The organism is Thermus sp. NEB1569, assembly GCF_022385295.1.
Classification (GTDB): domain Bacteria; phylum Deinococcota; class Deinococci; order Deinococcales; family Thermaceae; genus Thermus; species Thermus scotoductus.
In genome coordinates, this window is record NZ_CP092445.1 from 1,147,771 (window position 1) to 1,171,863 (window position 24,093).

Below are 24,093 nucleotides of genomic sequence, written 5' to 3' on the forward strand. Positions count from 1 at the left end.
CCATGGTGGACCTCAAGCATCTCCGCCGCAACCCCGAGGTCTATCGGGAAGCCATCCGCCTGAAGGGGGTGGCCCTGGATCTGGATGCCCTTCTGGCCCTGGACGCCGAGGTACAGGGCTTAAAGGCCCGGCTCCAGGAGCTTCAGACCGAGCGCAACCGCATCGCCAAGGAGGTCCCCAAGGCACCCCCTGAGGCGAGGCCCGACCTGGTGGCCCGCGGCAAGGCCCTGGCGGAGGAGGCCAAGAGGGTGGAGGAAGCCCTGCGGGAGAAGGAAGCCCAGCTCTGGGAACTTCTCCTTAAGGTACCCCTTCCCCCCTGGCCAGGGGCTCCGGTGGGCCCTGACGACTCCGCCAACGTGGAGATCAAGCGAGTGGGAGCCCCACCGGAGTTTTCCTTCCCCCCCCTGGACCACGTGAGCCTCCTGGAGAAAAACGGTTGGTGGGAACCCAGGATCAGCCAGGTTTCGGGAAGCCGCACCTATGCCTTGAGGGGGGACTTGGCCCTTTATGAGCTGGCCCTCATCCGCTTCGCCATGGACTTCATGGTGCGAAAGGGCTACACTCCCTTGACCCTTCCCTCCTACGCCAGGGAGAAGGCCTTCATCGGCACCGGGCACTTCCCGGCCGCCAGGGACCAGGTCTGGCCCATCGCCGGCACGGACCTCTACCTCACGGGCACCGCGGAGGTGGTCTTAAACGCCCTTCATAGCGGAGAGATTTTGCAGCAGGAAGAGCTTCCCAAGCGGTACGCCGGCTACGCTCCCGCCTTCCGCTCGGAAGCGGGCAGCTTCGGCAAGGACGTGCGGGGCCTCATGCGGGTGCACCAGTTCCACAAGGTGGAGCAGTACGTGCTCACCGAGGCGAGCCTCGAGGCCTCGGACCAAGCCTTCCAGGAGCTTTTGCAAAACGCCGAGGAGATCCTTAAGCTTCTGGAGCTTCCCTACCGCCTCCTGGAGGTGTCCACCGGGGACATGGGCCCGGGCAAGTGGCGGCAGGTGGACCTGGAGGTCTGGGTCCCCTCGGAGGGGCGGTACCGGGAAACCCACTCCTGCTCGGCCCTTCTGGACTGGCAGGCCCGGAGGGCAGACCTCCGCTACCGGGACAAGGAGGGCAGGGTGCAGTACGCCTACACCCTGAACAACACGGCTTTGGCCACCCCCAGGATCCTGGTGATGCTTTTGGAAAACCATCAGCTTCCCGATGGACGGGTGAGGGTACCCGAGGCCCTTGTTCCTTACCTGGGCAAGGAGGTGCTGGAGCCATGCGTCTAGAAGCTGCAGAGCTTAGGATCCTGGAGCTACCCCTGAAGTTCCGGTTTGAAACCAGCTTCGGGGTGCAGACCAAGCGAACCATCCTCCTCCTGAGGCTTTTCGGAGAGGGCCTCGAGGGCCTAGGGGAAGGGGTGATGGAGAAGCTCCCCCTCTACCGGGAGGAAACCGTGGCCAGCGCCCGCTACCTCCTGGAGGAGGTCTTCCTGCCCCAGGTTCTGGGAAAGGACTTTCCCAACCCTGAGGCCCTAAGCCAGGCCCTCGCCCCTTTCCGGGGAAACCCCATGGCCAAGGCGGTCCTGGAGATGGCCTTCTGGGACCTCTTTGCCAAGGGCCTGGGGAAGCCTCTTTGGCAGGTCTTGGGCGGGGTACGGCAGGCGGTGGAGGTAGGCGTCTCCCTGGGCATCCAGCCCACAGTGGCGGACACCCTGAAGGCAGTGGAACGGCACCTTTCCGAGGGGTACCGGCGCATCAAGCTCAAGATCAAGCCGGGCTGGGACTACGAGGTGCTGAAAGCCGTGCGCCAGGCCTTCCCGGAAGCCACCCTAACCGCCGACGCCAACAGCGCCTACCGCCTCTCCGACTTTCCCCGGCTGAAACGGCTGGACGAGCTCTTCCTGGATTACATCGAGCAACCCCTGGGCTACGATGACCTCCTGGACCACGCCCGGCTTCAACGGGAGATCGCCACCCCCATCTGCCTGGACGAAAGCCTCACCTCCGCGGAAAAGGCGAGAAAGGCCATGGAGCTCATGTCAGGAAAGGTGTTCAACATCAAGCCGGCCCGGCTTGGGGGCCATGGGGAAAGCCTCAAGGTCCACGCCCTGGCCCAAAGCGCTGGGATTCCCCTTTGGATGGGAGGAATGCTGGAGGCTGGGGTGGGCCGGGCCCACAACCTCCACCTGGCCACCCTGCCCGCCTTCACCAAGCCCGGGGACGTGAGCTCGGCCAGCCGCTACTGGGAGGAGGACATCGTGGAGGAGGCCCTCGAGGCGGAGGAGGGCCTTATGCCCGTGCCCGAGGGTCCAGGTATCGGCGTGCACCTGAAGCTTCCCTTGGTGGAGCGGATCACCCTATGGCAGAGGTACATGTCCGCGAGCTAAAGGGCCCTGAGGAGATGGAGGCCGTGGTGGAGCTCCAGCGGGAGGTCTGGGGCCGTGCGGAAAGCGATCTGGTGCCAAGGGGCCTTCTCATTGCGGTTCAGGATGAAGGGGGCCTGGTGGCGGGAGCCTTCGTGGAAGGGCGGATGGTGGGCTTCGTCTTTGGCTTCCCCACCCAAGACCCCACCCTGCAGCACTCCCACATGCTGGGGGTTCTGGAAGCCTACCGGGGCACGGGGGCCGCGCTTTGGCTAAAGCGCTTCCAGCGGGACTGGTGCCTGGCCCGGGGGATAAAGAAGGTGGTCTGGACCTTCGACCCCTTACGGGGGGTAAACGCCAACTTCAACCTGAGGAAGCTTGGGGCCACCGCCAAAACCTACCTTCCCGACCACTACGGCCCCATGACGGGCATCAACGCCGGGGCCCCCTCGGACCGGCTTCTGGCGGAGTGGGAGCTCCTTTCGGAAAGGGTCTACGCCCGCATCTACACCCCGCCGCCTGAACCCCTGCTGGAGGGGTTGCCCCAGACCAACCGGGTGGAGGCGGAAAAGCCCGTGGAGGCCTTCTTGGACCTCGAGGGCCCCCGTCTCCTTTTCCAAATCCCCGAGGACTGGGGAAGGATCCTGCGGGAAGACCCAGCCCTGGCGCTGGCGTGGCGGGAACATAGCCGCCTGGTCCTAGGCCACTACTTCGCCCAGGGCTACCGGGCCGTGGACTTCGCCCGAAACCCCAACCGCTATGTTCTGGCTAAGGACTGAGCTCTGGACCGCCGAGGTGGTCTACACGGGTTTCGGCACCCCCATGCTCCGGGGGGCCATAGCGGTCCAGGGACCCACCGTGGTGGGCCAGGGAAGCCTGGAGGAGCTTCGGGCGCGCTTCCCCCAGGCGGAAGTGGTCCCCAAGGGAAAGGCCCTCTTCCCACCCCCCGTGAACGCCCACACCCACCTGGATCTTTCCCTACACCCCCTTTACCGGGGTCCCTTTTCCGGCTTCATCCCCCATGTGGTGGCCCATAGGGAAAAGCGGGGCCTCGAGGCGGCAAAGCAGGGCCTGGAGGAACTCCTGCGCTCCGGGGCAGGGGCCTTCGCCGACGTGGTGTTCAAGGATGAGGTCATGGAGTTCCTGCTTCGGGAAAGCCCCCTGCCGGGGGTGGCCTTCTACGAGGTCTTCGCCCCGGATCCCGAGGACGCCGAGGAAGTGTTCCAGCAGGTCCAGGCAAAGGTCAAGGCCTGGCGGCGCCTGGAAGGACGGGTGAGGGTGGGGCTTTCCCCCCATGCCCCCTACTCGGTGAGCGCACCGCTGTTGCGGCGGCTCGCCCAGTACGCCAGGGCTGAGGGCCTTTCCCTCATGATCCACGCAGGGGAAAGCCAGGAAGAAGCAGCCTTCCTGCAAAAAGGAGAGGGGTTTTTAACCCAGATCCACGGACGCTTCAGCCGAACCCCCTTTGAACCCCCGGGCCTAACCCCTATCCGCTACCTTCAGGCCCTTGGCGCCTTGGGCCCCAACACCCTTTTGGTCCACGGGGTGCAGGTGGACGAGGAAGAGGTGAGGATGCTAGCGGATTCCGGCACCAAGGTCATCCTCTGCCCCCGGTCCAACGCTTACCTGCAGGTGGGGGAGGCTCCCATCCACCTCTACGCCCGCCATGGGGTGGAGCTGGCCCTGGGCACGGACTCCCGGGCCAGCAGCCCAGACCTGGACGTGAAAAACGAGGCCCTTTTCCTCTGGGAGAAGGTGGATCCCCGGGTTCTCATTCGGGCCCTGACCCGGGGAGGGTACCGGGCCCTGAGCCTTCCCACCCCCCGCCTGACCCGGGGAAGCCCCGCCAGTCTGGTACACTCCCTCTGATGCGCCCCTTGGGCCGCGGCCCCCAGCTCGGCTTCCCCTCCCTCTGGGACCAGGAGGTCCGGCATACGGGACCTCTCATCCTCTATAGCGCCTTCACCGGAGCCTTGGCCGGGCTCCTCCTGGCCTTTCTGAACGCCTTGCTTAGAGCCTTGACCGAGGCCTTGGGCCTTTTCTTCGGGTACCTGGCCCCCGAACCCCCCGGGGAAGGAGGCCTGGCCCAGGTCTTCACCGGACCATCCCTCTGGCCCCTTGCCTTCCTCCTGCCCCTCCTCTTCGCCCTCACCAGCTTCCTGGGAACCGGCCAGGGGCTTGCCGCCTTTCTTCTCCAGGCCCGGGAGGACCGGCCAAGCCCCCCCTCCTCCCACCTGCGGGCCGTGTTGGGAGGGATACTCCAGCTTTCCCTCTACTCCCCCATGGGGCGCGAGGGTCCCTTTGGGGTGCTGGGGCTTTGGCTGGGCCGGGGGCTGGACCGGCGCTTTCCTCGACTGGGTGGGGGGCTGGCCTTTGCCGGGCTCGCCGCCGGGCTTGGAGCCAGCCTGCACGCTCCCGTGGCCGGAGCCCTCCTGGCCACGGAGATTCTTTACCGGAGCCTGCTCCTCGAGGCCCGGGCCCTTACCCCAGCCTTGATCGGGGCCTTGGCGGGTTTTGCCGTCTACGGGGCCTTCTACGGCTACACTCCCCTTCTACCCTTCCAGGCCCAGGTGGATATGGGTGCCCTCCCCGCCGGCGCCCTGGTAGGGCTGGTGGCCGCTGCCCTGGCCACCCTTTGGGTGGAAGGTTCGCGCTTTCTGGAAGGCCGCATCCGCCCTCTTCCCTACCCCTGGCGCCATGCCCTCCTGGGCCTGGCCTTGGCCCTGGCCCTCCTCATTCTGCCCGAAGCCTTGGGGAGTGGCCTGGGCTGGGTAGCCGTGGCCACCACTCCCCTTCTGCCCCCCCTAGCCGTGCTGTCCCTCCTTTTCGCCAAGCTCCTCCTTCTCCTCCTGGCCAGCGGGATAAGGGCCTACGGGGGCCCCTACACCCCTGCCCTGGTCCTGGGAGGGCTCTTGGGAGCTTTCCTGGCCCATCTGCCGGGCCCGCTGGCCCTTCCTCCTGAAACCCTGGCCCTGGCCGGGGGTGTGGCGGTGCTGGCGGGGGTAGCCCGCGCTCCCTTCGCGGCCACCGTTCTGGCAGCGGAGTGGGGCGGGTACGCCACCTTGCCCCTGGTCCTTCCCGCAGTGCTCTTAGCCTACGTGCTCACCCCTGCCTACAATCCTGCGGAAGGCGTTAGGGAAGAGCAGGCCACGCCGGAGGGGAGTCCGTCTGAAACGCCTCCGCAAAGGGAACCCCCGTCTCCCGACCCCGAAGCCGCCGCTGAGCCCGAAAATCCTCGAGGGTAACCGGCCAGCCATAGAACTCCTGGTAGAAGCGGAACACCGCCTCCGCCACCTCCTGGGTGGTGGAAATGTCCACGTACACATAGGGCCGGCTAATATCCCGCCTCGGGTAGTGGTAAAGGCGCACCGGCTTCCGGTGCGCCTCCCCCACCAGCTTGGGAATCCGGCAAAGCTTCAGGGCGGAAAGCACCGCCCTATGGGTGGCCCGGTGATCAGGGTGCACATCCCAAGGGTCCCAGGTGATGACCGCATCCGGCTGGAACTCGGCCATCAACCGAGCCAAGGCCAGGGCTTCCTCCCTGCCCCCGGTGAGAAAGGTATCGCGAAAGGGTAGAAAACGGTACTCGGCCCCGATCAACCGGGCCACATGGGCCCCGTGCCCCTCCCGTATCTCGGCCACCCTGTCCTCTTCCAGCTCCCCGAACTGGCTCGCCAACTCCCCCTTGGTCATCCAGACCAAAAGCACCCGGTCCCCCCGCCGGGCGTGGAGGGCCAGGGTGCCTGAAGCCCCGATCTCGTCATCGGGATGGGCGAACACCGCCATCAGATTCACAACTCCCAGTCTACCCGTCTTGTGCCAACGGCCTAAACCCCTTAGCATGGAGCCCAACTATGGTCCGGGGCATCAGGGGTGCCATCACCGTGGAGGAGGATACGCCGGAGGCCATCCATCAAGCCACGCGGGAGCTTCTCCTTAAGATGCTGGAGGCAAACGGCATCCAAAGCCACGAGGAGCTGGCAGCCATCATCTTCACGGTTACGGAGGACCTACATTCGGCCTTTCCCGCCGAGGCCGCCCGCCAGATAGGCATGCACCGGGTTCCCCTGCTGTCCGCCCGGGAGGTGCCGGTGCCGGGAAGCCTCCCCCGGGTCATCCGCGTCCTCGCCCTCTGGAACACCGACACACCCCAGGACCAGGTGCGCCACGTGTACTTAAGGGAGGCGGTGCGGCTTAGGCCCGATCTGGAAAGCGCCCAATGAGCCTTGACACCCTGGCCCCTTGGGCGTACCCTAAAAAGGGAGGTGTAGGATGAAAAAGGCATATCTGGCTTGGGGGATAGCGGCGCTTCTCAGCCTAGGAGTGGCCCAGCAGGCGGGGGGCCTCACCCTGGAAAGGGTGGAGGCCCTGCGGCAGGAAGCCCGGAAGGCCTACCCCGTAGGATTCGTGGACCTCGCGCCCTGGAAGCGGGCCTTGGAGGCCGCGGAGGCCCTGGCGAAGCAAAACCCCAACGACCTCCGGGCCCTCCGTCTTTTGGCCGAGATCTACACCGAGACCCAGTGGGCCATCCGCGCCTGGGAGGCCTGGATGAACTATCGGGAAAAGGGGGGCACCTGGGACGAGGCCGCCAGGCAGGCGGCGGCCAAGGTGGCCCGGACCCTGGCCTTCTACGCCAACCAGCGCGGGGACCGGGCCGAGGCCGAGCGCTGGGCAGCCCAGGCCCAGGCGGTGGAGACGGGCCAGTAGGCCTAGGGCAGACGGAAGAGGAGGACCCGACCTTCCCCCCCACTTGTGGCCAAGGTGGGGGTTTGGGGGTGGAAATCCAGCCCGTACACCGGACCGGTATGCCCCACGTAAACCCGCTCCAAAAGGCCCGCCTCGAGGTCGTAGAGGCGCACCTCCCGGTCCTGCCCTCCGGAGGCTAGGTAACGGCCGTCCGGACTGAAGGCCAGGCTCAAGGTCAGGTCCTTGTGGGCGTAGAGGAGCCGGGGTTCAGGCCCGTCCGGGGCCAGGAGGTCCAAAAGCCTCACCCCCCCGTCCGCCGAAGCCACGGCGAGGTAGCGGCCGTCGGGGCGGAAGGCCAGGGCGTAGACCGGCCCTCCCGGGACCCGGATCTCCCCCCGCTTCCCTGGGAGGGTGAGGTCCCACACCTCCACCCGGCCCACGGAAAGCCCCAAGCCGAGAACCCTCCCCCCGGGGCTTTGGGCTGCGGAGAAGAGGTAAGGGCTTAAGGAGCGAGTGGCCAGGACCTTTCCCGTGGCAGGGTCAAACAGGGTGAGGTTTCCGCGGAGCTGGAGGCCGAAGAGGCGGCCCCTTGAGTCAAAGCCCACCTTGAGGAAAGCCGGCCCCTTGCCCAAAGCCCGGAGGAAACGGCCCTGGGCATCGTAAAGGCGCAGCGTCCCATCCCCCGAGGCCGAGGCGAGGTAGCGGCCGTCGGGGCTGAAGGCCAGGTCGCGCACGTAGGAGGCGTGCCCCTTGAGGTCCAGGGGGGGGCGACCCGGGGGGAGGAAGCGGACCTGCCCGGCCTCATCCCCCAGGGCCAAGACCCCCTGGGGACCGTAGGCCAAGGCGTAGACCAAGCCCTTTCCTCCCTTAAGGGCTTCCCCCTGGGGGTCATAGCGCAGGAGTTCGGCGGTGAAGGCCCCCAGGCCCCCTTCCCCCACCTCCACCCGGGCCTCGTAGGCCAGGTAGGTCCCCCCAGGCTCCTCGAGGCGCAGGCGGAGAAGGTGGCGGCCCGGGGCGGCCTGGACCTCGAGGGGGCAGGTCCCCAAGAGGCTACTGTCCCAGAAGACCTGGGCGGGCCTGGCCTCTCCCCGGAAGCGGCAGTCCAGTTGAAAGGCCGGGGCGAGGGTCTGGGCCAGGGCCGGGAGGAGGAGGGGCAAGAGGCCAAGCGCCCTCATCCCAACACCTCCCCCCAGGGGGTGGGCGCCTTGGGGCGCACGTAGCCCGTGTCCATCTGGGCCAGCTGGAGGCGGCCCGAGTACTCCTCGTTCACCGCATGCCAGTAGGTGTACTCCTCTATGACCCAAATCCCGGATTCCCGGGCCCCGTTGCCGCTGGCCTTTACCCCACCGAAGGGCAGGTGGGCCTCGGCGCCCACGGTGGTGTTGTTGATGCTGGTCATCCCCGCCCGGATGCCCACCTTGAAGAGGTACGCCCAGTGGCGGTGGTTGGTGTAAATGGCGCTGGATAGGCCGTAGGGTGTAGCGTTGGCCACCTCGATGGCCTCCTCGATGCCGTCCACCTTAACCAGGTTGATGGTGGGGCCGAAGATCTCCTCGGCGAACTGGCGCATGCCGGGCTTGGCCTCCCAGACCGTGGGCCAGCCGTAAAGACCCGCCTCGGGGTCGCCCTGGAAGCGGGGGTAGGGGTTTTGCCGGGTGATCCGCCCCTTGCCAAAGAGCAAGGTAGCCCCATCCTCCTGCCCCCAGGTGTAGTGTTCCAGCCAGCGCTGGAACAGGCGCTCGTTGATGAAGGGGCCGTAGGTGACCTCGAGGTGGAGAAGAGGGTTTCCTACCACCGTGGCCTCGGTCCTTTCCAGGAAGCGCTTCTTGAACTCCTCGTAGATGGGGGCATCCACCAGGATGTTCCCCGCCGAGGTGCACCGCTGCCCCCCGGTGGCAAAGGCGCTCCACCAGGCCCCTTCCACCGCCAAATCCAGATCGGCATCCCGCATCACCACCAGGGGGTTCTTTCCCCCAAGCTCCAAGGTGGGCCGGATCAGGTTCCGCCCCGCCACCTCCCCGATCCAGCGCCCCACCTTGGTGCTGCCGGTGAAGGCGAACTTGTTGAGGACACCCTCGTCCATGAGCTCCACCAGCCACTGGCCCGTGGAGTCCTTCCCCCCTCCAAAGACCACGTTGATGACCTCGGGAGGGAGGCCCGCCTCCTCAAAGAGCTTGACGAAGATATAGGAAAGAACCGGGGAGTCATCGGAAGGCTTCCAGACCACGGTGTTGCCCGCAAGGACCGCAGGGATCAGCTTCCAGCTGGGCACGGCGATGGGGAAGTTCCCGGCGGTGATCATCCCCACCACCCCCAAAGGCCTGCGGAAGGTGAAAAGCTCCTTATCCCGCATCTCGCTGGGAACGGTCTGGCCGTAAAGCCTCCGGCCCTCGGAGGCAAAGAATATGGCGGTGTCTATGGCCTCCTGGACATCTCCCCCCGCCTCCTTGAAGGTCTTCCCCACCTCCCTGACCATGAGCCGGGTCAGGGTGGGCTTCTCCCGTTCCAGAATCTTGGCCAGGTTGAAAAGCACCTGCCCCCGCACGGACGCAGGGGTCTGGCTCCACTCCTTGAAGGCCTCCCGCGCCTTTAGGGCGGCTTTCCTCAGGGTTTCCTTGCTTCCCTCGGGGAAGCGGGCCACCAGGTCCTCGAGGTCCGAGGGATTCCGCCTCTCCAGAACCCTCCCTTCAAAGACCTCCTCCCCCCCGATGAGGTGACCGAACTCCAGGGTGTTCCCGTACTTGCTGGAAAAAGCCCTCATGACAACCTCCAAGGGGATTTTACCCCTGGCCGAACTTGGCCTTGAGGGCCCTTAGGGTGGCCGGGGGCACCAGCCTGGACACATCCCCCCCGTAGCGGGCGATTTCCTTCACCATGGTGCTGGAAACAAAGGAATAGCGGGTGGCCGCCAGGATGAAGAGGGTTTCCAAGCCCGGCAAAAGCTGGCGGTTCAGGTGGGCCATCTGGAGCTCGTACTCGTAGTCGGAAACCGCCCTCAGGCCCTTGACGATGGCCTGGGCCCCCACCTGCCTCACGAAATCCACCAGAAGGCCGGAAAAGGTGCGGGCCTCCACGTTGGGCAGGTGGGCGGTGGCCTCCCGCACGATGTTGAGCCGCTCCTCGGCGGTAAAGAGGTACTGCCCCCGCTTGTTGGGGTTTTCCAGCACCGCCACCGTAACCCGGTCAAAGAGGCGGCTTGCCCGCTGGATCACGTCCAAATGGCCGTTGGTAAGGGGATCAAAGCTTCCGGGATAGACCACGTGCATCTAAGCCTCCACCAGGGTGAGGGCGTTTTCCCCGTAAACCCGCCGCTCCCCGAAGGGCAGGTGCAGGTCCTTAGGGTGCTGCAGGATGTAAAGGCCCCCCTTCTCCACCAGGCCGCTTTCCAGGAGGGCCTGGAAGGCCTGGACCAGGTCCAGGGGATAGGGCGGGGCCATGAAGGCCACGGTGTAGCGCTCGCCTTTAGCCTTGGCCTCCGGCAGGAAGACCTCCACGGGAAGGGGAACGATCCGGGCCCGAAGCCCCGTGCGGCGGAGGTTTTCCTTAAGGAGGGCCACCGCTTCCTGGTCCTTCTCCACCAGGGTGGCCTCAAAGCCCTCGCTGGCCGCCTCGAGGCCCACCGCCCCGCTCCCCGCATAGAGGTCCAGGAACCGACCCCGCTTGGGGTAGCGCAGGCGCAGGTAGTCAAAAAGAGCCTTCCGCAGGCGCACGGGGGAGGGCCTGGCCGAAGCCGGCACCTTCAAGGGCACCCCCTTGGCCTTGCCGCCCAGGATCCTCACCACGCTTCCTAGCTTAAAGCTCCAGGACCAGGCGGCAAAGCCTGTCCACCCCGCTGGAAACCTCCTCCAGGGTGATGAGGAGATCCAGGTGGGCCAAGGTGGTGGCCCGGCTTTCCGCCCGGCCACTCTCCAAACGGCTCAGGTGGGCCCGGCGCAGGCGATCCAGAAAGGCCGCCACCTCCCTTTCCTCGGACAAAACCCCCTCCGCCAGGGCCTTGTCCCCCGTGGCCAAGGCGGCCGCCATGCGCTCGAGGCGGCCCAGCACCAACCTTCCCGCCTCCAAAAGGTCCTCCTTGCCTTCCGGGCTAAAGGTCAGGCCCTGGGCCCAAAGCTTCTCCGCCTGGCGCACCACCCTTCGCACCAGATCCCCCAGGTGCTCAAGCTCACTGGCCGCCACGAAGAACCGCACCGCCCGTTCCTCCTGGGTGCGGGTGGAAAGCTCGGCGGTGTAGAGGACCACCTCCCGGGTAAGCCGGTCCACCTTGTCCTCCAGCGCCTCGAGCTCCGCCTCGCCCCCTTCCTCCTGGGCCAGGATCCGCACCGCCCGCGCCAGCATGTTCCGCACGGCATCCGCCACCCGGCCAAGCTCCCGCTGCACCAGGGCGTAGGCCAGGCTAGGGGTTTCCAAAGCCTCGGGGGAAAGGTACTTGGGGCTTACGGTGCGGCGGGGAAAGAGACCTTCGGTAAGGCGCAGGTAACGCCCCTGGAGGGGAAGAAAGGCTATGGCGTAGGCCAGGTGGCTTAAGAGGTGGAGCCCCACCACCCCCACGCTCCCAAGCGGCCCAAGCAGAACCAAAAAAGGCAGGGAAAAGAGAAAGCGATGCCCCAAAAGGGCCACCCCCAAGGCCCATCCCTCCCGCCTGCCCCCCAAGGCCGCCAGAAAAAGGGCTCCCGAAACCCCCACCCCCGCCCCCAGGGTCAAGGCCATGCTCCCCCCCTGTCCCAAAAAGGGCATAAGGGCAAGGGCCAAGGCCGCCACCCCGTTGGCGGTTCCCAGGAAAAAGGCCAGGACGATCCCCACCAGGTACAGGGCCCATGGACCCGGATTAAGCAGGCTCAAAAGGGGCGCAAAAGCCTTGGCCCCCTGGCCCATCTCCAAAAAGCCCAGGAAAAGAAGGCCCAAGCCCAAAAGAACCAACCCGCCGCTTCGGCTTCCCCGGAAGAGGAAAAGAGGGAGGCCCAGAGCCAGCAGGACCTCGGCCACCTCCCTTTGCGCCAGGGCCACCACCCCCACCCAGGCGCCGGCCCCGGCGGTGGCAGCCAGGGAAAGGAGGGCGGCCTGCCCCAGGGAAAGTATCCCCCCTTCCAAAAGCCCCAGGGCCAGGAGGGAAAGGCCGGTGCCGCTACCCGAAAGAAGCCCCAGGAGAAGACCGGAAAGCAGAAGGCTCCCCGGCCTGGAAAAGGCCCGGGCCAACAGGTACCTCTTTCCCTTGACCGAGGAAAGCCCTTCCCCGATCAGGTGCAACCCCAAAAGCAAAAGGGCAAGGCCCGCCAGAAAGCCCACGGGAGGAGTATACGAAAAGCCGGCCCGAGGGCCGGCCTTCTGGTCGGGGAGACTGGATTTGAACCAGCGACCCCCTCGTCCCGAACGAGGTGCGCTACCGGGCTGCGCTACTCCCCGTAGCGGAGTTCAGTATAGGGGAGGAGGGCCAAAAGGTCAAAGGGTGTTGACGGCCAAGCCCCAAACCCCTACACTGACCCTTAACCGCGCCGGGGCGCGGCGAAAACCAGCCCGTTCTCTTATCCAGAGCGGTGGAGGGTACGGCCCTGTGAAACCGCGGCAACCTCCCATCCCTTCCGTTTCATGGCCGGATGCGGGTGGGGCTGGTGCCAAGGCCGGCCCGGGTGGGGGAAACGCCCGGGGACGATAAGAGAGGGGGGTAAGCGCCACGCCCAACCCCTTCTAGGCGAGAGAACGGTGCCCTTGCACTTCCCGCCAGAAGGGGCCTTCTTATTGGCCCCTTCCCAAGCGCCCCAGGCGGGTTCTTGGAAAGGAGGCCAAGGATGCGCTTTGAAACCTTGCAGCTCCATGCCGGCTACGAGCCCGAGCCCACCACCTTAAGCCGCCAGGTGCCCATCTACCCCACCACCAGCTACCTTTTCCAGAGTCCCGAGCACGCCGCCAACCTCTTCGCTTTGAAGGAGTTCGGGAACATCTATAGCCGCATCATGAACCCCACGGTGGAGGTGCTGGAACGGCGTCTGGCGGCCCTCGAGGGGGGCAAGGCTGCGCTGGCCACCTCTTCGGGCCACGCCGCCCAGTTCCTGGCCCTCACCACCCTGGCCCAGGCGGGGGACAACATCGTTTCCACTCCGAACCTGTACGGGGGCACCTTCAATCAGTTCAAGGTAACCCTGAAGCGGCTTGGGATAGAGGTGCGCTTCACCTCCAAGGAAGAGCGCCCCGAGGAGTTCTTAGCCCTCACCGACGGGAAAACCCGGGCCTGGTGGGTGGAGTCCATCGGCAACCCCGCCCTGAACATCCCGGACCTCGAGGCCCTGGCCCAAGCCGCCCGGGAAGTGGGGGTAGCCCTTTTCGTGGACAACACCTTCGGCATGGGGGGCTACCTCCTTAGGCCCCTGGAATGGGGAGCGGCGGTGGTAACCCATTCCCTCACCAAGTGGGTGGGAGGGCACGGGGCGGTGATCGCCGGGGGCATCGTGGACGGGGGGAACTTCCCCTGGGACAACGGCCGCTACCCCCTCCTCACCGAGCCTCAGCCCGGGTACCACGGCCTCAGGTTGGTGGAGGCCTTTGGGGACCTGGCCTTCATCGTGAAGGCCCGGGTGGATGGGCTTCGGGACCAGGGACAGGCCCTGGGGCCCTTTGAGGCCTGGGTGGTGCTTCTCGGTATGGAAACCCTTTCCCTACGGGCGGAGCGCCACGTGGAAAACACCCTCCACCTGGCCCACTGGCTTGCGGAGCAACCCCAGGTGGCCTGGGTGAACTACCCGGGCCTCCCCCAGCATCCCCACCACGCCCGCGCCCAGAAGTACTTCCGGGGGAAACCGGGAGCTGTCCTCACCTTTGGCCTGAAGGGAGGGTACGAGGCCGCCAAGCGCTTCATCTCCCGCCTTAAGCTCATCTCCCACCTGGCCAACGTGGGGGATACCCGGACCCTGGCCATCCACCCCGCCTCCACCACCCACTCCCAGCTCTCCCCGGAGGAGCAGGCCCTGGCGGGGGTTTTGCCGGAGATGGTGCGCTTGAGCGTGGGCCTCGAGCATGTGGACGACTTGAAAGCGGAGCTTAGGGAGGCCCTGGCATGAGCGAGATCGCCCTGGAAACCTGGGGGGAGCACGAGGCCCTCATCCTCAAGCCTCCCCGCTCCCCCCTTTCCATCCCCCCTCCCAGGCCCCGCACCGCCGTGCTCTTCCCCAGGCGGGAAGGGTTTTACACCGAGCTTGGGGGCTTCCTGCCCGAGGTGCGCCTGCGGTTTGAAACCTACGGCCGGCTTTCCCGGCTTAGGGACAACGCGGTCTTGGTCTTCCACACCCTCACGGGAAGCGCCCACTTGGCAGGCACCTACGACGAGGCCACCTTCCAAAGCCTCTCCCCCCTGGAGAAGGCCTTCGGCCCCCAAGGGTGGTGGGATTCCCTGGTGGGCCCCGGGCGGATCCTGGACCCTGCTCTCTACTACGTGATCTCCGCCAACCACCTGGGAAGCTGCTATGGCTCCACCGGACCTCTCACCCTAGACCCCCGCACGGGAAGGCCCTACGCCAAGGAGTTTCCTCCCCTTACCATCCGCGACCTGGCCCGGGCCCAGGCAAGGCTTTTGGACCACCTGGGGGTGGAGAAGGCCATCGTGATCGGGGGAAGCTTGGGCGGCATGGTGGCCCTGGAGTTCGCCCTCATGTACCCGGAAAGGGTGAAGAAACTGGTGGTCCTGGCCGCTCCCGCAAGGCATGGCCCCTGGGCCCGGGCCTTCAACCATCTAAGCCGCCAGGCCATCCTCCTAGACCCTGAGTACCATGCCGGTCATCCTGCCCCCAAGGGCATGGCCCTGGCCCGGGGCATCGCCATGATGAGCTACCGGGCACCCAAGGGCTTTGAAACCCGCTGGGGCCAGGAGCCCGAAAAGGGGGAAACCTACCTGGACTACCAGGGGGAGAAGTTCCTTAAGCGCTTCCATGCGGAAAGCTACCTGGTTCTCTCCCGGGCTATGGATACCCACGATGTGGGCCGGGGAAGGGGTGGGGTGGAGGAAGCCCTGAAGCGGCTAAAAAACCTGCCCTCCCTCTTCGTGGGCATAGACACCGACCTCCTCTACCCCGCCGAGGAGGTGCGGCAGGTGGCCCGCTTAAGCGGAGGAAGGTACCGGGAGATCCGTAGCCCCCACGGCCACGACGCCTTCCTGATCGAAACCGACCAGGTGGAGGCCATCCTGGATTCCTTCCTGCCCTGAGGGGCCCGGCTACTTCCCCACGCAGAAATTCTGGAAAACCCGGGCCACCACCTCCTCGGAAACCTCCTTCCTGCCCCTCAAGGAAGCCAGGGCCTTGAGGGCCTCCTCGAGGGCCAATCCCATAAGGTCCTCCGGGAGGTTTTTCGCCTCCAAAAGCCTCTCCCTGGCCTGATGAAGGGCCTCGATCTGCCGCTCACTCAGGAGGTACTCCCCTCCCCCCCTGCCCAAAAACGCCTCCCGGATGGCCTCCTTAAGCTGGCCTAATCCCTCCCCCGTCACGCTGGACACCGGGATAAACTCCGCATCCTCCCAAAGGGGAGGTAGGTCCGCCTTGGTGGCCACCTTCAAGGTCCTTGGGGGTAAGGGAGGAAGGGAAGGCCTGGGAGCCGAGCGGTCGGCCACGTAGAGCACGAGATCGGCTTCCTCAGCAATTCTTAAAGCTCTTTCCACCCCTGCCCGCTCCAGGGGATCCAAGGTGTCCCGAATGCCCGCTGTGTCCACCGCCACCAGGGGGATGCCGAAGAGCTCCAAAGGCGCTTCCAGGTAGTCCCGGGTGGTGCCGGGGATGGGGGAAACCAAGGCCCGCTCGTAGCCCAGAAGGGCGTTTAGAAGCGAGCTTTTGCCCGCATTGGGAGCTCCGATCAAGGCCAGGCGGGCCCCCCGTTGGGCCAGGCGGGAGGACCTTGCCTGGGCAAGGAGGGCCTCCACCTCCTCCAGCACCTCCCCAATCACTCGTCTAGCCTCGAGGGGCTCCACCCCCTCCTCGGGATAGTCCAGAAGGGCCTGGATGTGGGCAAGAAGGGAAAGAAGCCTATCCTCCAAGGCGGCGATTTTCCGGGAGAAGCTCCCCTCGAGGCTCCTCAAAGCCTGGCGGCGGGCCAGGTCCCCTTCCGCCTCCACCAGGGCCAAGACCGCCTCCGCCTGCGCCAGGTCCAGCTTCCCGTTCATGTAGGCCCGGAAGGTGAACTCCCCAGGACCAGCCAGCCGGGCTCCCGCCTTCACCAGGGCCTCCAGGACCCTCCTCAGCACCGCCATCGAACCATGGGTGTGGAACTCGCAGGCATCCTCCCCCGTGTAGGACCTGGGGGCTCGGAAGACCAAAAGCAGGGCTTGGTCCAACACCTCCTCGGTTTCCGGGTCCACCACCTCCCCCAGGGTAAAGCGCCCCCCTTTCAGCTTCCTGGGGTCCTTTCCCCGCCACACCCGGCTTGCCACCTCCAGGGCTCCCTCCCCGGAAAGCCGCACCACCCCGATGGCCCCCTTGCCCAAGGGAGTGGCGATGGCGCAGATGGGGTCCTTCAGGGTCATGGGCTAGAGGGCTTTCTCCAGGGCCTCGAGGGTAAGGGCCACATCCTCCTCCTTATGCGCCACAGACAGAAAGGCCGCCTCAAAGTTGGAGGGCGGCCAGTACACCCCCCGGTCCAACAGGCCGTGGAAGAAGCGCTTGAAGAGCTCCGTATCCGTGCGCCTGGCCTCCTGAAAGGTGGCCACGGGCCCTTCGGTGAAGAAAACCGTGATCATGGAGCCCAGGCGGTTTACCGTGTGGGGAAGACCCTTTTGGGAAAGCACCTCCTTGAGCCCTGCCTCCAGCCTGGCCCCCAGGGTTTCCAGGTACCCGTAGTAGCCGGGATTCCTCTCCAGGATCTCCAGGGTAGCCAGGCCCGCGGCCATGGCCAGGGGATTCCCCGAAAGGGTTCCCGCCTGGTAGACGGGTCCCAAGGGGGCCACCTCTTCCATGATCTCCCGCCTGCCCCCGTAGGCGGCGACGGGAAGGCCGCCTCCCAGGATTTTGCCCAGGGTGATGAGATCGGGCTTAAGCCCAAGCCGCTCCGTGGCCCCACCGAAGGCCAGGCGAAAGCCCGTCATCACCTCGTCGGCGATGAGGAGGATTCCGTACTCCCGGGCCTGGTGCAAGGCCTTGAGGAACTCCTCCGTGGGGATAAGGACCCCGGCGTTGCCCACCACCGGCTCAAAGATGATGGCGGCGATCTCCTCACCCCGTACCCTAAGAAGCTCCCTAAGCCCCTCGGGATCGTTGTACTCCAGGACCAGGGTAAGGCTGGCGTACTCCTCGGGCACCCCGGCGCTGCTGGGCACGCCCAAGGTGAGGGCTCCACTTCCCGCCTCCACCAAAAGGCCATCCGCATGCCCGTGGTAGTTGCCCCGGAACTTGACAACATACTTTCTCCCTGTATATCCCCTGGCCAGGCGCAAGGCGCTCATGGTGGCCTCGGTCCCCGAGTTCACGAAACGCACCAGCTCCACCTGGGGGTAGGCCCGCTTCACCGCCTTGGCCAGCTCGGCCTCGAGGGGATGGGGAGCCCCGAAGGTCAGGCCCTGCTCCGCCACCTCCTTCACCCTCCTGACCACCTCCGGGTGGGCGTGGCCCAGAATCAAGGGCCCCCAGCTCAGCACGTAGTCCACGTACCGGTTCCCATCGGCGTCCCACACGTAGGCTCCCTCCCCCCGCACCAGGAAGGGAGGGGTACCCCCCACCGCCTTGAAGGCCCTAACGGGGCTGGAAACCCCGCCCGGGATGTGGGCTTGCGCCTCGGAAAAAAGCCGCTCGGAAATGGGCCTCTCCATACCCTTCACTTTACGCCAGTGGAAAGCCGTGGCCAAACCCCCCGGCCATGTAACCAAAGGATGCCCAGCCCCTGAACCTACGTGGTAAGGTTCCTTATGAGCATGCGGGGCAAAGATGGCCTTTTCAGGGTCGAAAAGGCCCATACTCCTAGGCTCCTCGTCTACATAGACGGCAGCTGCCCTCTCTGCACCAGAGCAGGGCACTTAATCCTGCGCCTGGACCTTCTTGGCCTCTGCCAGGTTACCTCGTACCGCAAAGACTCAGGCTTCGAAGGCTTCGGCCTCACATCCCAAGCCCTAGATCGAGAAATCCACGTGGTATGGCAAGCAGGGGAGAAACATGAGGTTGCCCGAGGCTTCGACGCCCTCGTCTTGCTGGCCAAATTCCTTCCTCCCCTCTGGCCTTTCCTGCCTGCGCTTGCCCTCCTCAAGTTAACCGGCCTCGGGCCTAAGGTGTACCGCTGGCTTGCGGAAAACCGAACACTTATCCCAGACATAGGATGTAAGGGTGGAGCGTGCACCCCAAAGGACACGCGGTTTCCCCTCGAATAAGGGCACTACCCCCCTGGCTCGTCGGCTCCCCAGCCGCGCCCAAGCCTCTTGAACTGGACCGCCCTAGTAGGTGAGCACCCGCCTTAAGGCCGCCAGCACCCGGCGAGCGTTGGGGCGATAGTGGTGCTCGATGGCGCTGAAGGGAGGATAGGGGGCATCGTAACCCGCCACCCGCACCACAGGAGCCTGGAGGTGGTCGATAGCCCCCTCGGCGATCCGGGCAGCGATCTCGGCCCCAAATCCTCCGGTGCGCATGGCCTCGTAGACCACCACCGCCCGGCCGGTTTCCCGAACGGCTTCCAGAAGGGTGTCCTCGTCCAAAGGGACCAGGGTTTCCAGGTCCACCACCATGACCTCCACACCCTCCCGAGCCGCTACTTCCGCCGCCTCCAGCATCACCTCCACCATGCCCCCGTAGCCGATCAGGGTGGCATGCTTCCCTTCCCGCACCACCCGGGCCCTGCCCAAGGGGAGGGTATAGTAGCCCTCAGGCACCGCGGCCCGGGCTCCCCGGTAAAGCTTGATGGCCTCCAGGAAGAAGACGGGGTCCTCGTCCTCTATGGCGGCGAGGAGGAGGCCCTTGGCCCTTTCAGGGCTCGAGGGAATCACCACCTTAACCCCAGGGGCATGCGCCAAAAGGGCTTCAGGGGAGTCCGCATGCTGTTCGGGAGTGTGCACCCCTCCCCCATAAGGAGCCCGCACCACCACAGGGAGACCCACCCGCCCCCGGGAACGATGGCGCCAGCGGCCCAGGTGGGAAAGGATCTGGTCCAGGGCTGGGTAGAGAAAACCAGCGAACTGGATCTCCGCCACAGGTCGCATCCCTCCCATGGCGAGGCCAATGGCCAGGCCCAGGATGCCGCTTTCCGCCAGGGGGGTATCGAACACCCGGCCCTCGCCGTATTTGGCCTGGAGGCCCTCCGTAACCCGGAACACCCCCCCAAGCCGTCCCACGTCCTCCCCGAAGACCAAAACCCGCTCGTCCCGAGCCAAGGCCAGGTCCAGGGCCTCGTTGATGGCCTGGACCAGGTTCAGCACCCTGGCCTTTTCCGCTACCATAGCTCCTCCACGTGCTTCCCTTGCCTCAAGGCCTCCCAGGCCCGCTTCTGGTCAGGACCCATTTCCTTGTAGACGTGCTCCACAATCCTCTCAGGGCTGGGCTCGGGAGCCTGGTCGGCCAAGGCCAGCTCCCGAGCAAACTCCTCCTCCAGCTCCCTCAAAAGAACCTCCTCCGCATCCCCATCCCAAAGCCCCGCCGCCTCCAGGGCCTTGCGGAGGCGCAGGATGGGATCCTTGGAGCGCCAGGCTTCCTCCTCCTCCCGGGTGCGGTAGCGGCTCGGGTCGTCGGAGGTGGTGTGGGGGGCCAGGCGGTAGGTGAGGGCCTCGAGGAGGGTGGGGCCCTCCCCCTTCCGTGCCCGTTCCACCGCCTTCCTGGCCTCCAGGTAAACGGCCACGGCGTCGTTGCCGTCCACCACCACCCCGGGAATCCCATACCCCTCCGCCCTCCTGGCGATGAAGTCCACCCGCATCTGCCGGCTCCGGGGCACGCTGATGGCGTAGCCGTTGTTCTGCACCAGGAAGAGGACCGGGGCATCAAAAACCGCGGCAAAGTTAAGCCCCTCGTGGAAATCCCCTTCGCTGGTCCCGCCATCCCCGATGGAGGTGGCCACTACCCAGTCCTCCCCCCGGTACCGGCCCGCCAGGGCCAGACCCACCGCCTGGGGAATCTGGGTGGCGATGGGGATATAGGGATTCACCGCCCGTACCTCCTCGGGAAAGCGCCAGCCTGCGGGGTGGGCCCGCCAGTAAAGGATCAGGACGTGGATGGGAAGCCCCCGGGCCAGGAGCAGGGCGGACTCCCGGTAGCTGGGCACCACCCAGTCCCTCTCCCCCAAGGCCAGGGCCACCCCCACCTGGGCCGCCTCCTGGCCCATAAAGGGGGCATAGACCCCAAGCCGCCCCTGGCGCTGAAGGGTCAAGGCCTTCTCGTCGAAAAACCGGGCCCGGCGCATGGCCCGGTAGAGGGCAAGGGCTTCCCCCTCCTTAAGGGGAAGCTCTCCTCTATCCAGGTACTGGACCACCTTGGGTTTCACGCAGGGGAGTTTACCACGGCGGCCAGGCGGCCCAGGGCCAGGGAGATCTCCTCCTCGCTCTTGCAGAAGGCAAAGCGGAAAAGCCCAGGAGGAGGGTCTTCCCGGTAGAAGGCGCTGGCGGGAATCAAGGCCACCCTGGCTGCTTCCACCAGCTGGAAGGCATCAAAGCCGGGAAGCTCGGCCATGAGGAAGTAGGTACCCTCAGGCTCGTAAGCCTTGAGGCCCATGGACCTGAGCCCGGAAAGGAGCAGGTCCCGCCTCTTCCGGTAGCCTTCCCGCAGGGCCTCGTAAAACCCCTCTTTCCGGGCCAGCCTCAAGGCCTCCGCCACCCCCGCCTGCAGGGGGCTTGGAGCGGAGAAGCTGGTCCACTGGCGCATCCCCGCCAGGGCGGGCATGAACTCCTTGGGCCCCACGATCCAGCCCACCCGGTAACCCGTGGCCTCGAGGCGCTTCCCCGCACTCCCCACGGTAAAGGTGCGCTCGGGAGCGAACTCCCTCAGGCGTCTTGGCCTCTGCCCAAAGTAAAGCTCGTCGTACACCTCGTCGGAAACCAGGAAGAGGTCGTGCCTTTGGGCCAAGGTTGCCAGGGCCCTTAGCTCCTCCTCGCGGAAGACCAAGCCCGTGGGGTTCATGGGGGCGTTGACCAGAAGTAGGCGGGTGCGGGGGGTGATGGCTTTCTCCAAGGCAAAGAGGTCCAGACGGAAGCCCTTTTCCCCAAGTTCAAGCCGCACCAGCCTGGCCTCGGCCCCGGCCAGGAAGGCATCGGGCAGGTACACGTCGAAGAAGGGCTCCAGGACCACCACCTCGTCCCCGGGACCCACCAGGCTCTGCAGGAGAACATGTATGGCCTCCGTGGCCCCGGAGGTGACCACCACGTGCTCGGGCTCCACCCCGAACTCTTCCGCCAGGGCTTCCCTGAGCAGGGGAAGCCCCGCCGGGGGAGCGTACTGGTCGTAGCGCCCTAAGGCCTTGCGCACCGCCTCGAGGAGGAAGGCAGGCGGTGGGTTGGAGGGAAAACCCTGGCCCAGGTTTACCGCCCCAAGGCGCTGGGCGAGCTGGCTCATCCTGGGGAAGATGCTCTCCTTGGCCGCCTCGGTGCGGGGGTGGAGGCGCATGGGGATAGGGTAGCGCAAAGTTATGCGCTGGGGGAAGGGCGGGCCTCCCCGAAGAGGTGGAGGAAGAGGGCCTCGAGGCTCGGCGTCCCCCGGGAGACCTCCAACACTTCCACGGGGAGGGTTCCCAAGACCTCCCGCAGCGCCTCCCACGGCCCCAGGAAGAAGAGGACCTCGGGGCCTTCCGCACTCCAGCCGGGGCCCAGGGCCTTGAGGAGGGCCTCCGCCTTGGGCTCGGCGAGGCGCACCCGGTACCCCTCCCCGGCCCAGTCCCGGAGGAGGGCCCGGGTGGGGCCCTGCCGCCGCACCTCCCCCCGGTGGAGGAAGGCCACCCGGTCGCTCACCCGCTCCACCACCTCGAGGTCGTGGGAGGTGAGGAGGATACCCCAGCCCTCCTTCTTAAGCTCCAGGAGGATCCCCTCAAACTCCCTCCGGCTCACGGGGTCCAGGCCCAGGGTAGGCTCGTCCAGGAGGAGGAAGCGGGGCTTGAGGGCCAGGGCCAGGGCCAAGGCCGCCTTCTGCTGCATGCCCCGGGAGAGGGAGGCGAGGGGGGCGTGGAGGCGGTCCTTTAGGCCGAAGCGCTCCAGCCAGGCCTCAAACCGGGGGCGGACTTCCTTTGGGGGAAGCCCCCGGATGCCCCCGAAGTAGAGGGCGTTCACCAGGAGGCTCAGGTTGACGTAGAGGTTGCGGCTTCCCTCCAGGAGGACGCCGAACTCGTGGCCCTGGGGCCTGCGCCGCGCCCCGCCCTCTTCCAGGACCACCTCTCCCGCGTCGGGGAGGAGGAGGCCGAGGACGACCTTGATGAGGGTGGTCTTGCCCGCCCCGTTGGGGCCCAAAAGGCCCAGGATCTCCCCGGCCCCAAGCTCCAGGCTCACCCCCTTGAGGGCCTCCAGCTTGCCGAAGCGCTTGTGGACGTTCTGCACCAAAAGCCGCATCAGTACCTCCCTAATAGGCCCCTCCGCCGCACCGCCGCGTAGACCCAGGCCATGGCGAAAAGCCCCGCCCCGAGAAAGAGGAGGGCCTGCACGAAGGCGAGGAGGAGAAGCCCGGGGAACGCCCCCTCCCCGGTGAGGGCGAGCTTCAGGAGCTGCGTCCCTGGGGCAAAGGGGAGGGGGGTCATCCAGGGAGCGAAGCGAACCAGGGAGAAGAAGTAGGGCAGGAAAAGGAACTGGACGATGGTGAAGAAGCCCTCCACCCGCTTGAAGTGAAGGGCGAGGGCCCCCATGCCCAGAGCGAAGCCTAGGGCGGCGAGGTAGAGAAGCAAAAGGCTCAAAGGCCACCAGGGGGCGGGGGCGAGCCGCACCCCGAGGAGAAGGGCGAGGGGAAGGAGGACAAGAGCGCTTGTGGTGATGCCCTGAAGTCCCCGTACGAGGGCGCGCAGGAGGAGCTGTCGGAGAAGCCCTCCCCGGGCCAGGCCCAGATGCTCCAGGGTGCCTAAGGCGGCCTCGGACTGGACGGAATAGGCGATGGACTGAAAGGTGCCCACCACCAGGTTGAAGGCGGCGAAGACCAGGAGGAGGGGGCCCAGGTCCAGACCTAGGCTCGCCAGCCCCTCGGGGGTCAGGTTCTCCAAGCCGAGGACCATGGAGTAGAAGAAGAGGACGGAGGCCAAAAGCCCCGCCAGGGTGTCAAACCAGTAGCGCCTGGTCAGGTTCCACTCCAGGAGAAACTCGCTCCAGAGTTGCCAGCAGAGCATCACACCTCCTAGAACCTCCCCAATATACCCCGCCTGCGCACCAGGCGGTACATGTAGGCCATGGCCCAAAGCCCCAGGGCGAAGAGGAGGAGCCCTTGAAAGAGGGCCAGGCCCAACAGGCCCCAAGGCGCCTCCGCCCCTGAGAGGCTAAGCCGCAGGAGGTGCACCCCGGGGGCGAAGGGCAGGTGGGCCATCCAGGGCTCAAACCGGACCAGATAAAAGAAGTAGGGCAGGAAGAGGAACTGGACGATGGTGAAAAACTCGTCCACCTGCTTGAAGTACAAGGCAGTGGCCCCCATGAGGAGGCCGAAGCCCAAGGCGGCCAGGAAAAGGGGCAAGAACCCCAAAGGCCAGCGGGCCAGGGGGCCTAGGGTCACGCCGAAGGCCAAGGCCAAGGGTAGGAGGACCAAAAGGCTCCAGAGAACCCCGAATAGGCTTTGCACCAGGGCCCGAAGGAGGAGCTGGCGCAGGAGGCCTCCCCGGGCCAGGGCCATGTGTTCCAGGGTCCCCAGTTGCGCCTCGCCCTGGACCGTGTAGGCGATGGACTGGAAGGTGAACAAGGTGAGGTTGAAGGCCGTGAAGACCAGAAGCAGGGGGCCTGGGTCCAAGAAGCGGGCCTCCTCGGGGGTAAGCCGGCTAAAGCCCAAAAGGATTGCGTAGAAGTAGAGGAGGCTCCCCCCCAGGTTTGCCAGCGTGTTGAACCAGTAACGCCGGGTTCGGGCCCAAGAGAGCAGGAACTCGCTCCAAAGCGGCCAGAGCATGCAGACCTCGCTAAAGATGTGGATGGCAGCAGGAAGTTTCTTGGCACCTGGTAGCCTGCTGCCATCCAGGAC

24 protein-coding genes, 1 tRNA gene and 1 riboswitch are annotated in these 24,093 nt (G+C 66.0%); of the genes, 10 read left to right on the forward strand and 15 right to left on the reverse strand.

Annotated elements, in window-relative coordinates; translation table 11 throughout:
- Positions 1 to 2 precede the first annotated feature (2 nt).
- From serS to MI302_RS06675, 5 genes are read left to right on the forward strand one after another with little or no spacing between them, the layout of a single operon-like run.
- Complete coding sequence (serS, locus tag MI302_RS06655; RefSeq protein WP_038069386.1) at positions 3 to 1,271, forward strand: serine--tRNA ligase; 1,269 nt, start codon at positions 3 to 5, stop codon at positions 1,269 to 1,271.
- Positions 1,262 to 2,371 carry an o-succinylbenzoate synthase gene (menC, locus tag MI302_RS06660; RefSeq protein ID WP_038069387.1) on the forward strand — a complete coding sequence of 370 codons (1,110 nt, stop codon included), beginning with the start codon at positions 1,262 to 1,264 and terminating at the stop codon, positions 2,369 to 2,371. The genes serS and menC overlap by 10 nt, the downstream gene beginning before the upstream one ends.
- Positions 2,344 to 3,126: a GNAT family N-acetyltransferase gene (locus MI302_RS06665; RefSeq protein ID WP_026328914.1), complete on the forward strand. Its 783-nt coding sequence runs from the start codon at positions 2,344 to 2,346 to the stop codon at positions 3,124 to 3,126. Before menC ends, MI302_RS06665 begins: the two co-directional genes overlap by 28 nt.
- Complete coding sequence (locus tag MI302_RS06670; RefSeq protein WP_239725269.1) at positions 3,107 to 4,216, forward strand: amidohydrolase family protein; 1,110 nt, start codon at positions 3,107 to 3,109, stop codon at positions 4,214 to 4,216. Before MI302_RS06665 ends, MI302_RS06670 begins: the two co-directional genes overlap by 20 nt.
- On the forward strand, positions 4,216 to 5,592 hold the full coding sequence (locus MI302_RS06675; protein WP_019550183.1) for a chloride channel protein: 1,377 nt from the start codon (positions 4,216 to 4,218) through the stop codon (positions 5,590 to 5,592). The genes MI302_RS06670 and MI302_RS06675 overlap by 1 nt, the downstream gene beginning before the upstream one ends.
- On the opposite strand, the gene MI302_RS06680 is transcribed toward MI302_RS06675, so the two are convergent.
- Positions 5,480 to 6,133: a PIG-L deacetylase family protein gene (locus MI302_RS06680; protein WP_239726508.1), complete on the reverse strand. Its 654-nt coding sequence runs from the start codon at positions 6,131 to 6,133 to the stop codon at positions 5,480 to 5,482. The two genes, MI302_RS06675 and MI302_RS06680, sit on opposite strands and share 113 nt — an antisense overlap.
- Positions 6,134 to 6,201: 68 nt before the next feature.
- Between MI302_RS06680 and aroH the strand changes: the two genes are divergently transcribed.
- Positions 6,202 to 6,570: a chorismate mutase gene (gene aroH, locus MI302_RS06685; protein ID WP_126164481.1), complete on the forward strand. Its 369-nt coding sequence runs from the start codon at positions 6,202 to 6,204 to the stop codon at positions 6,568 to 6,570.
- A gap of 49 nt (positions 6,571 to 6,619) precedes the next feature.
- Complete coding sequence (locus MI302_RS06690) at positions 6,620 to 7,054, forward strand: hypothetical protein (protein ID WP_019550180.1); 435 nt, start codon at positions 6,620 to 6,622, stop codon at positions 7,052 to 7,054.
- Between the two features lie 2 nt (positions 7,055 to 7,056).
- On the opposite strand, the gene MI302_RS06695 is transcribed toward MI302_RS06690, so the two are convergent.
- The 6 genes from MI302_RS06695 to MI302_RS06720 all read right to left on the reverse strand — a co-directional run bounded on the left by MI302_RS06695 (position 7,057) and on the right by MI302_RS06720 (position 12,433).
- Positions 7,057 to 8,208 (reverse strand): WD40 repeat domain-containing protein, encoded by a 1,152-nt coding sequence (locus MI302_RS06695; protein ID WP_239725270.1) that lies wholly within the window; start codon positions 8,206 to 8,208, stop codon positions 7,057 to 7,059.
- Positions 8,205 to 9,794 (reverse strand): aldehyde dehydrogenase family protein, encoded by a 1,590-nt coding sequence (locus MI302_RS06700; protein WP_239725271.1) that lies wholly within the window; start codon positions 9,792 to 9,794, stop codon positions 8,205 to 8,207. Before MI302_RS06700 ends, MI302_RS06695 begins: the two co-directional genes overlap by 4 nt.
- A gap of 19 nt (positions 9,795 to 9,813) precedes the next feature.
- The gene (gene coaD / locus MI302_RS06705) at positions 9,814 to 10,299 is read right to left on the reverse strand and encodes a pantetheine-phosphate adenylyltransferase (RefSeq protein ID WP_019550177.1); all 486 of its coding nucleotides are present in this window, start codon (positions 10,297 to 10,299) and stop codon (positions 9,814 to 9,816) included.
- Positions 10,300 to 10,815 carry an RsmD family RNA methyltransferase gene (locus MI302_RS06710; RefSeq protein WP_239725272.1) on the reverse strand — a complete coding sequence of 172 codons (516 nt, stop codon included), beginning with the start codon at positions 10,813 to 10,815 and terminating at the stop codon, positions 10,300 to 10,302.
- A gap of 10 nt (positions 10,816 to 10,825) precedes the next feature.
- A complete protein-coding gene (locus tag MI302_RS06715) occupies positions 10,826 to 12,316 on the reverse strand; it encodes a PhoU domain-containing protein (protein WP_239725273.1) in 1,491 nt (496 codons plus the stop codon).
- 40 nt (positions 12,317 to 12,356) lie between these two features.
- Positions 12,357 to 12,433 (reverse strand) — tRNA-Pro (locus MI302_RS06720).
- Between the two features lie 116 nt (positions 12,434 to 12,549).
- A riboswitch (SAM riboswitch) is annotated at positions 12,550 to 12,686 on the forward strand.
- 130 nt (positions 12,687 to 12,816) lie between these two features.
- Between MI302_RS06720 and MI302_RS06725 the strand changes: the two genes are divergently transcribed.
- The gene (locus MI302_RS06725) at positions 12,817 to 14,082 is read left to right on the forward strand and encodes an O-acetylhomoserine aminocarboxypropyltransferase/cysteine synthase family protein (RefSeq protein WP_239725274.1); all 1,266 of its coding nucleotides are present in this window, start codon (positions 12,817 to 12,819) and stop codon (positions 14,080 to 14,082) included.
- On the forward strand, positions 14,079 to 15,221 hold the full coding sequence (metX, locus tag MI302_RS06730) for a homoserine O-acetyltransferase (RefSeq protein ID WP_239725275.1): 1,143 nt from the start codon (positions 14,079 to 14,081) through the stop codon (positions 15,219 to 15,221). Before MI302_RS06725 ends, metX begins: the two co-directional genes overlap by 4 nt.
- A 9-nt stretch (positions 15,222 to 15,230) precedes the next feature.
- On the opposite strand, the gene mnmE is transcribed toward metX, so the two are convergent.
- Positions 15,231 to 16,529, reverse strand: coding sequence for a tRNA uridine-5-carboxymethylaminomethyl(34) synthesis GTPase MnmE (gene mnmE / locus MI302_RS06735; protein WP_239725276.1), 1,299 nt, complete (start codon positions 16,527 to 16,529; stop codon positions 15,231 to 15,233).
- A 3-nt stretch (positions 16,530 to 16,532) separates the two neighbouring features.
- The gene (gene hemL / locus MI302_RS06740; protein WP_239725277.1) at positions 16,533 to 17,807 is read right to left on the reverse strand and encodes a glutamate-1-semialdehyde 2,1-aminomutase; all 1,275 of its coding nucleotides are present in this window, start codon (positions 17,805 to 17,807) and stop codon (positions 16,533 to 16,535) included.
- Between the two features lie 102 nt (positions 17,808 to 17,909).
- On the opposite strand from hemL, the gene MI302_RS06745 reads away from it, so the two are divergent.
- A complete protein-coding gene (locus MI302_RS06745; protein ID WP_239725278.1) occupies positions 17,910 to 18,359 on the forward strand; it encodes a DCC1-like thiol-disulfide oxidoreductase family protein in 450 nt (149 codons plus the stop codon).
- A 63-nt stretch (positions 18,360 to 18,422) separates the two neighbouring features.
- Here the strand turns inward: MI302_RS06745 and MI302_RS06750 are convergent, their stop codons facing one another.
- The 6 genes from MI302_RS06750 to MI302_RS06775 are packed head-to-tail and all read right to left on the reverse strand — an operon-like array spanning position 18,423 to position 24,021.
- The gene (locus MI302_RS06750) at positions 18,423 to 19,418 is read right to left on the reverse strand and encodes an alpha-ketoacid dehydrogenase subunit beta (RefSeq protein ID WP_038030600.1); all 996 of its coding nucleotides are present in this window, start codon (positions 19,416 to 19,418) and stop codon (positions 18,423 to 18,425) included.
- Entirely contained in the window at positions 19,412 to 20,452 is a 1,041-nt protein-coding gene (gene pdhA, locus MI302_RS06755; RefSeq protein ID WP_126169695.1) for a pyruvate dehydrogenase (acetyl-transferring) E1 component subunit alpha, read from the reverse strand. Before pdhA ends, MI302_RS06750 begins: the two co-directional genes overlap by 7 nt.
- A complete protein-coding gene (locus MI302_RS06760) occupies positions 20,449 to 21,567 on the reverse strand; it encodes a pyridoxal phosphate-dependent aminotransferase (RefSeq protein ID WP_239725279.1) in 1,119 nt (372 codons plus the stop codon). The genes pdhA and MI302_RS06760 overlap by 4 nt, the downstream gene beginning before the upstream one ends.
- 20 nt (positions 21,568 to 21,587) lie before the next feature.
- Positions 21,588 to 22,499 (reverse strand): ABC transporter ATP-binding protein, encoded by a 912-nt coding sequence (locus MI302_RS06765; RefSeq protein ID WP_015717243.1) that lies wholly within the window; start codon positions 22,497 to 22,499, stop codon positions 21,588 to 21,590.
- The gene (locus tag MI302_RS06770; protein ID WP_019550167.1) at positions 22,499 to 23,260 is read right to left on the reverse strand and encodes a hypothetical protein; all 762 of its coding nucleotides are present in this window, start codon (positions 23,258 to 23,260) and stop codon (positions 22,499 to 22,501) included. The genes MI302_RS06765 and MI302_RS06770 overlap by 1 nt, the downstream gene beginning before the upstream one ends.
- A gap of 8 nt (positions 23,261 to 23,268) precedes the next feature.
- Entirely contained in the window at positions 23,269 to 24,021 is a 753-nt protein-coding gene (locus MI302_RS06775; RefSeq protein WP_015717245.1) for an ABC transporter, read from the reverse strand.
- Between the last annotated feature and the right edge of the window lie 72 nt (positions 24,022 to 24,093).

Coding starts and splice junctions, on each gene's coding strand:
- MI302_RS06675 (WP_019550183.1), top strand. CDS start 4,216: ATGCGCCCCTTGGGCCGCGGCCCCCAGCTCGGCTTCCCCTCCCTCTGG.
- coaD (WP_019550177.1), bottom strand. CDS start 10,299: ATGCACGTGGTCTATCCCGGAAGCTTTGATCCCCTTACCAACGGCCAT.
- MI302_RS06725 (WP_239725274.1), top strand. CDS start 12,817: ATGCGCTTTGAAACCTTGCAGCTCCATGCCGGCTACGAGCCCGAGCCC.
- metX (WP_239725275.1), top strand. CDS start 14,079: ATGAGCGAGATCGCCCTGGAAACCTGGGGGGAGCACGAGGCCCTCATC.
- MI302_RS06760 (WP_239725279.1), bottom strand. CDS start 21,567: ATGCGCCTCCACCCCCGCACCGAGGCGGCCAAGGAGAGCATCTTCCCC.
- MI302_RS06690 (WP_019550180.1), top strand. CDS start 6,620: ATGAAAAAGGCATATCTGGCTTGGGGGATAGCGGCGCTTCTCAGCCTA.
- serS (WP_038069386.1), top strand. CDS start 3: ATGGTGGACCTCAAGCATCTCCGCCGCAACCCCGAGGTCTATCGGGAA.
- MI302_RS06695 (WP_239725270.1), bottom strand. CDS start 8,208: ATGAGGGCGCTTGGCCTCTTGCCCCTCCTCCTCCCGGCCCTGGCCCAG.
- mnmE (WP_239725276.1), bottom strand. CDS start 16,529: ATGACCCTGAAGGACCCCATCTGCGCCATCGCCACTCCCTTGGGCAAG.
- hemL (WP_239725277.1), bottom strand. CDS start 17,807: ATGGAGAGGCCCATTTCCGAGCGGCTTTTTTCCGAGGCGCAAGCCCAC.
- MI302_RS06770 (WP_019550167.1), bottom strand. CDS start 23,260: ATGCTCTGCTGGCAACTCTGGAGCGAGTTTCTCCTGGAGTGGAACCTG.
- MI302_RS06775 (WP_015717245.1), bottom strand. CDS start 24,021: ATGCTCTGGCCGCTTTGGAGCGAGTTCCTGCTCTCTTGGGCCCGAACC.
- MI302_RS06665 (WP_026328914.1), top strand. CDS start 2,344: ATGGCAGAGGTACATGTCCGCGAGCTAAAGGGCCCTGAGGAGATGGAG.
- MI302_RS06680 (WP_239726508.1), bottom strand. CDS start 6,133: ATGGCGGTGTTCGCCCATCCCGATGACGAGATCGGGGCTTCAGGCACC.
- aroH (WP_126164481.1), top strand. CDS start 6,202: ATGGTCCGGGGCATCAGGGGTGCCATCACCGTGGAGGAGGATACGCCG.
- menC (WP_038069387.1), top strand. CDS start 1,262: ATGCGTCTAGAAGCTGCAGAGCTTAGGATCCTGGAGCTACCCCTGAAG.
- MI302_RS06700 (WP_239725271.1), bottom strand. CDS start 9,794: ATGAGGGCTTTTTCCAGCAAGTACGGGAACACCCTGGAGTTCGGTCAC.
- MI302_RS06750 (WP_038030600.1), bottom strand. CDS start 19,418: ATGGTAGCGGAAAAGGCCAGGGTGCTGAACCTGGTCCAGGCCATCAAC.
- MI302_RS06745 (WP_239725278.1), top strand. CDS start 17,910: ATGCGGGGCAAAGATGGCCTTTTCAGGGTCGAAAAGGCCCATACTCCT.
- MI302_RS06765 (WP_015717243.1), bottom strand. CDS start 22,499: ATGCGGCTTTTGGTGCAGAACGTCCACAAGCGCTTCGGCAAGCTGGAG.
- MI302_RS06670 (WP_239725269.1), top strand. CDS start 3,107: ATGTTCTGGCTAAGGACTGAGCTCTGGACCGCCGAGGTGGTCTACACG.